Below are 6,000 nucleotides of genomic sequence, written 5' to 3'. Positions count from 1 at the left end.
CCCTCCCAGCTGCACCAGCGGGTGAGCGTGGTGCTGGGCTCGAAAAACGAAGTGGAACGCGTAGCCCGCTACCACGCTGAACACCAAAAATAGCCTCCCCGAGCGGGAATAGTCCGCGGCCTGTGTAGACTCACCTCTCTCGGTCAGCTTGGCCGACATTGATAGACAGAAAACCCCCATGACCGACTACCCACTCACCTATTCCAAAACCGCCCAGCTGGGCGACAAAACACTGCTGGGCGCAGTGGTCATTACCAGCGCCGCGACACTCGCCCTGGCCGCCACCGTGGCAGACGCCGCGCTGGGCTACACACTGACCGCTGCCTTGTTTGTATTTGCTTTTGCGGTGTACGGAGTATTCAAAGGGCAGGAGATCACCCGCTACGGCCTGACGCTGGCCTTGGTGTGCCTGGTCGCGCTGCAAATTCAGCTGGCTCAGGGTCAGCTGGAATTTCACTTTGGCGTTTTTGTGCTGCTGGCGTTCTTGATGGTCTACCAAGACTGGAAGGTCATTGTTTTCGGCGCGGCCTTGTTTGCAGTGCATCACGTTCTTTTTGACCGCCTGCAAGCCGCAGGCCTGGGCTTTTATTGCACGACCGAGGCCGACTTTTCCCGCATTGTTTTGCATGCCACCTATGTGATCGTGCAGTCGGGCGTGGAGATCATGATGGTCGCCAAGACCAGCGGGATCGTGCGCCAGGGAGATCAACTCGCGCAGCTGGTGGCAGCCGTCAACACGCCGCAAGGCATCGCGCTCAATACCAGCCGCCTGCGACCCGATATGGCCGATTCGGTGCAACTTCAGCAGTGCTTCAACCGCTTGGATGAGGTGATTCAGTCGGTGCGCAGCTCCGCGGATTCGGTCGAGTACGCCTCCATGGAAATTGCCAGCGCCAGCCAGGACATGCGCCAGCGCACCGAGCAAACCGCCCAGAGCCTCGAGAGCGCCGCCCACAATATGCGTTCCCTGTCAGAGGGCATGGGCGCTTCCGCCCACATGGCAGCGCAAGCCAACGACATTGCCTCCAATGCCAGCAGCATTGCCCGCAGCGGCGGCGACGAGGTGGACGGCGTGGTCAGCACGATGAACGAAATCAGCCAGTCCTCACGCCGCATTGCCGAAATCATCGGCGTGATTGACGGCATTGCCTTCCAAACCAACATCCTGGCGCTCAACGCAGCCGTCGAAGCCGCCCGCGCCGGCGAAAACGGCCGCGGCTTTGCCGTGGTAGCCACCGAGGTGCGGGCGCTGGCGGGCCGCTCGGCCAACGCCGCCAAAGAAATCAAGACCCTGATTCAGGCCAGCGTGGAGAGCGTGGAAGCCGGCAGCGAGCGGGTGAGCCGCGCCGGCTCCACCATGCAAAGCGTGGTGCAGAGCATTGCGGACGTGTCCAACATCATCGGCTCCTTGGCCGATCGCAGCAAAGTGCAGGCCGGTGAGGTGTCCACCTTGGGCCACACCATTGCAGCAATGGACCAGCAGACCCAGCAGAACGCCGCCATGGTGGAAGAGCTGGCCGCCAGCGCTGAATCCATGACTGCACAGGCACGGGTGATGGTGGAAACCGTCAGCGAGTTTGTGCGGTCTTAATCTGCTGCCACAGCGGAGCACGCTATTGTTTCAATAGCTGCTCGCGCAGTGCTGGCGGGCGCTAGAACAGCTTTTCCTGCTCAATCCGGCTGGGCAGGAAAGTCAGGCGCACCACGGTGGGCATGCCGTCAAACCGGGTGACTTGCAGGCTGGCGCCATTGCGCCGCGCTGCCAACTGGCTGATCGCCAGCCCCAGCCCCATGCCCTGCTGCTCGTGCAGCTCGCGATTGGCCTGCGACAGGGCGCCGATCTGGGCAATGAATTTTTCAGGCATGGCCACGCCCAGGTTGGCAATTTCCAGCTGGTAGCCGCCGTTGGGCAGGCTCTTTCCGGTTACGCCCACCGGACGCTGCGGTTTGGAAAAGCGCAGGGCATTCACCAGCAGCTCCATCAAAATCTTCTGGAAGTCGGGGCCCCAGCACAGCGCCATGCCCGGCTCCATGCGGCACTGCACCGCATGGCCGGCAAACATGCCAGGCGTTGCCTCCGGCGGCACCTTCAAGACCGCCTGCACCTCTTTGGCGAACGCGGTGCTGTCAACAAGCTCGCGCACTGCCGATTGAATGTCCAAGGGCTTGGAAGTGGCGGCCTCACCGCTGTGGGCGGGGGCGGCACTCAGCTCGGCCCAATCCATCATCCGGCTGATGGTGCGCGCCAAGGCCTGCGCGCTGCGGTGCACGTCTTCCAGCAAGCCCTGAATCCGCTCGGGCGAAAATTTGTCGCGCCGGTGCAGCAGCAGCTCGGAGCCACCCAGAATATTCACCATCGGGGTACGCAGCTCGTGGGGAATCGTGGCCAGCACCGCGGAACGCAATTGATCTTGGGCCCGCTCGGCGTCGGCCTTGTGGCGCTTGTCTTTGCTCAGCAAAGAAGCCACCGCCGAGAGCAGCTCGGCCTGCGTCCACGGCTTGGTCAGGTAGTCGTCGGCACCGGCAGCCATCGCCCGGCGAACGCTCAAGCGGTCATTGTCGGACGTGAGCATAAGCACCGGGGTGGTACCCAGCGCCTCACTGTTGCGCGCCTCGCGCACAAAACCCCAGCCATCCAATACCGGCATGTGGATGTCGCACAAGATCACATCGGGCTGCTCGCGCAGGGCGGTGTCCAGGCCTTCGCGGCCGTCGGCGGCCTCGAGCACCTGAAATCCCTCGCGCCGCAACACGGTAACCGTGAGCTGCCGGATGGACGCGCTATCGTCCACCACCAAAACCAAGGGCGCGCGCGCGCCAGACGAAACTTCACTCACTCGGACTCCACTCTCAGGTGTTGGTGATCAGCCCCATGCGGGCACAGATAGCATAAGTCGTTGCCCAGCTTTCACGCAGCCGCTCAGCGTGCTGCTTGCAATCTTCGGGGCTGAAGGCATGGCCTTGTTTCTCGATGGTAAGCGCTAAACGGGACAAAGCTGCCAAACCGAGGCTGGCAGTCACCCCTTTCAAGGAATGTCCCAACTCCAACAAGGCTGCCGTGTTGCCTGCCTCGAGCGCCTTCAAAAGGTCGTTGTAGCTGGCGGCATCCCCCTCCATCGCGCCGCTGAGCAGCGACTGGTAGCCCTGCACGGTAATGCCCACACAGAGCTCACCCACCATCACCATATTCAGGTGCTCGGCCACATCGCCGGCCCGGAAGCGCTTGCGGGGGCGGGTGGGCGGCTCAACCGGCGGTGTGCCGGGTGGGGCGGCGCCCGTTGCATCGCTGGACGCGGTAGCTTGCGGGTCGGGCGCAGCTGGCGCCGCAGCGGCAGGCACCGCAGGTGGTGTGACAGGCGCCGACACAGGTGCTGATACTGGTCCTTCTGTGGGCATCGCTTTTGGAGCCGCAGGCGGCGGCTTCAGCAGCGACGCGCCACGCCCGCCAAAGCGCCGCACCAGCAGCGCCTCGAGCGACAACACATTCACCGGCTTGGTCAAAAACTCGTCCATGCCGGAGGCCTGCACCCGCTCCTTGGATTCCTCAAATACGTCGGCCGTGAGCGCAATGATGGTCACATCGCGGAAAGGAGCCGGCAGTTTACGAATTGCTTCTGTAGCCTGCAGGCCATCAACCTCGGGCATGTGCAGATCCATCAGCACCAGATCGGGCAGCTCTTTTTGCACCTCACGGACCGCAATACCGCCGTGCTCGGCAAACCGGACCTGGTGGCCCATATTGGTCAGCAGCACTTCCATGTACTTGCGGTTGATGGCGTTGTCTTCGGCCACCAGGAGATTCAGCCCGGGGCTGCCAGGCTCTCTGCGCACGATGACCAACTCAGCCGCGGGCGCCGCCGGGGCGTCTGCCACTGCCAGCCGCATGGTGGCGGTGAACACGCTGCCTTCGCCTTCTACGCTGGTCGCCTGGATATCGCCCCCCATGCGACGGGCCAGGTTGCGCGAAATTTCCAGGCCCAGCCCGCTGCCACCCATGCGCATGGCGCTGCTGGCATTGCCCTGCTCAAATCGCTGAAACAGCCTGGCCAGCACCTCAGCCGACATTCCCGTCCCCTCATCCAAGACGCGCACGCGCAACTGCGCCATCTCGCCGGGCTTCAGGCTGTGCCCTGCCACCACGTTGACTGCCAGCGAGACCGTGCCGCGCTCGCTGAACTTGAGCGCGTTGGACACCAGATTGAGCAAAATCTGCTTGAACCGCGTGCCGTCCACCATCACCCACGAAGGCAGCGCAGGGTCTTGCGTGACGCTCAGGCCCAGGCCTTTTTCAATTGCCATGGGCCGCATGAGTGCGTACACATCGTCAATCAGCGACGGCAGGTGCAAGCTCTCGGGCTTGAGCGTCATCCTTCCGGCTTCCATCGCCGAGGCATCCAGAATGTCGTTGAGCAGGCTCAGCAGGTGCTTGGCGGAATGATTGGCCGTCTTGATGTAATCCTGCTGCTGATCATTGACGGGGGTCGCCTCCAAGAGGCTCAGCATGCCCAGCATGCCGTTGAGCGGCGTACGCAGCTCGTGGCTCATGTTGGCCAAAAAGCGCGTCTTGCCGGCATTGGCGGCGTCGGCTTTTTCGTTGGCTGCGCGGGCCTGCGCATTCAAAAACTCCAGCCTCTCCTGCTCCTGCTCGCCGCGGCGCTGGCGCGTCGCAATCGATGCTGCCGCCACCAGCAGCATGCACAACAAGCCCACCAGCAAGGTCAACATGGTCTGACCGGAACGCAGCTGGATGTTCAGCGCCTCCTCCTGCTGCATGCTCACCATCAAAGAGGCGTTCATCGTCAGCATATTCACCGCAGGGCGCAGGGCTTGCATCTCCAGCTGCAGGGGCTGCCAGTCCTCCGCTGCCGCCGCTTTGCGCTGCAAAGTGGCCTCTGCCCGGGCGATGGCATTGCCCAGCAGCGGGCGCATGGCAACGTATTCCTGGGTTTTACGAACGGTTTCCGAAGCCAGCGAGTTATCAACGATATCCAGGCGGCTCTGCAGAAGGTCCAGGGCCAATGCAATCTTGTCAACCGCGGCATCGCTCGGGTTGTTGACCAGCAGCTCCACGCTGTGCAGGCAGCGCAGGAACTCGCGCTCCAGCTGGTAAACCTCGGGGGCAAACGACTCGGTATAGGCCTCTTTGCGGTACTTTGCGTCCCGCACGATGTCCATCTGGTTGGCAATCAGAATGCCCGCAATGGCCACCAGCACGCCAGTGCCAAGCAGCCACCAAGCGCGTTTCTTGACAAACGATTGCAGCAAGCGGACCTCTGGTTGACTGGCGAAATGTGCTTAATCGAGCCGGCGCTTACTCGATTGCCAGAGATTTGAGCTGCCAGGCCGAGCGCTCGTAGTACGTCGCTGATCGCAGCTCAGACTTGCTGTCGAAGGGGTAAACGATGAACAACGGGCCTTTGGTGCGCACCGGAATGAGCTCGCCGTCCATCTTGTACGCCACGATCATGTCGAACTTGGCAGCGTCGCTCAGCGGAATGACGGTCTGGTAATCATTAATCGCCACCGCCTTGATCGAGCTGCCGCTGGCCTTCACCGCCGCCAACAAGTCCCGCAGAAGCGGGCCGGTGAAACGGATCGGGCTCTTGGACCACGGGGTCTGGGCGCTGAAGTTTTGCTGGGGAAGCTTCTCGATCATTGCCACATCAAAAACCGCAGCATCGGGCGCGTTTTTTTCGCCGATCTTTCCGGTGATGCTCAAAATGATTTTTCCCTTGGGCTGCTCCAGCGCCTGCGCCAAACCCGCGCTAAGTGCGAGGTAAGCGCCAAAGACCACGGCCGCCAATCGATTCATATTGATGTGCATGGCTTGTCCCCTTGAAATAGTTCTGTCACAGATAATACGCCCGATACTGTCGAATCGGTAGAAATAACCAAACCAAACGAGCCAAAATCGTCACTAAGTGGCCATTCTTGAGCGGGTTATTGAAATCAGACGTGAAAACAGCAATCACGGTCCAGGGTTTACTTGCATTTACTGAT

General features: G+C 61.7%; 4 protein-coding genes. 1 reads left to right on the top strand and 3 read right to left on the bottom strand.

The features are described 5' to 3' along the window. Positions 1-178: 178 nt before the first annotated feature. Complete coding sequence (locus tag Q0O05_RS00690; RefSeq protein WP_293659850.1) at positions 179-1,591, top strand: methyl-accepting chemotaxis protein; 1,413 nt, start codon at positions 179-181, stop codon at positions 1,589-1,591. Between the two features lie 61 nt (positions 1,592-1,652). Here Q0O05_RS00690 and Q0O05_RS00685 read toward each other — a convergent pair whose 3' ends face one another. From Q0O05_RS00685 to Q0O05_RS00675, 3 genes are read right to left on the bottom strand one after another with little or no spacing between them, the layout of a single operon-like run. After that, positions 1,653-2,837, bottom strand: coding sequence for a hybrid sensor histidine kinase/response regulator (locus tag Q0O05_RS00685; protein WP_293659849.1), 1,185 nt, complete (start codon positions 2,835-2,837; stop codon positions 1,653-1,655). 13 nt (positions 2,838-2,850) lie between these two features. Continuing rightward, a complete protein-coding gene (locus tag Q0O05_RS00680; RefSeq protein ID WP_293659847.1) occupies positions 2,851-5,265 on the bottom strand; it encodes an ATP-binding protein in 2,415 nt (804 codons plus the stop codon). A 46-nt stretch (positions 5,266-5,311) separates the two neighbouring features. Continuing rightward, a complete protein-coding gene (locus Q0O05_RS00675; RefSeq protein WP_293659846.1) occupies positions 5,312-5,824 on the bottom strand; it encodes a molybdopterin-dependent oxidoreductase in 513 nt (170 codons plus the stop codon). Positions 5,825-6,000 lie beyond the last annotated feature (176 nt).

Source organism: Rhodoferax sp. OV413 (genome assembly GCF_945881795.1).
GTDB lineage: Bacteria > Pseudomonadota > Gammaproteobacteria > Burkholderiales > Burkholderiaceae_C > Allorhodoferax.
Note: the sequence above shows the minus strand (reverse complement) of the source record. Positions and strands in the feature narration are given on the sequence as shown.

Bases quoted from the DNA above. Each gene is read 5' to 3' on its own strand.
- Q0O05_RS00690 (WP_293659850.1), top strand. From the start codon at position 179: ATGACCGACTACCCACTCACCTATTCCAAAACCGCCCAGCTGGGCGAC.
- Q0O05_RS00675 (WP_293659846.1), bottom strand. From the start codon at position 5,824: ATGCACATCAATATGAATCGATTGGCGGCCGTGGTCTTTGGCGCTTAC.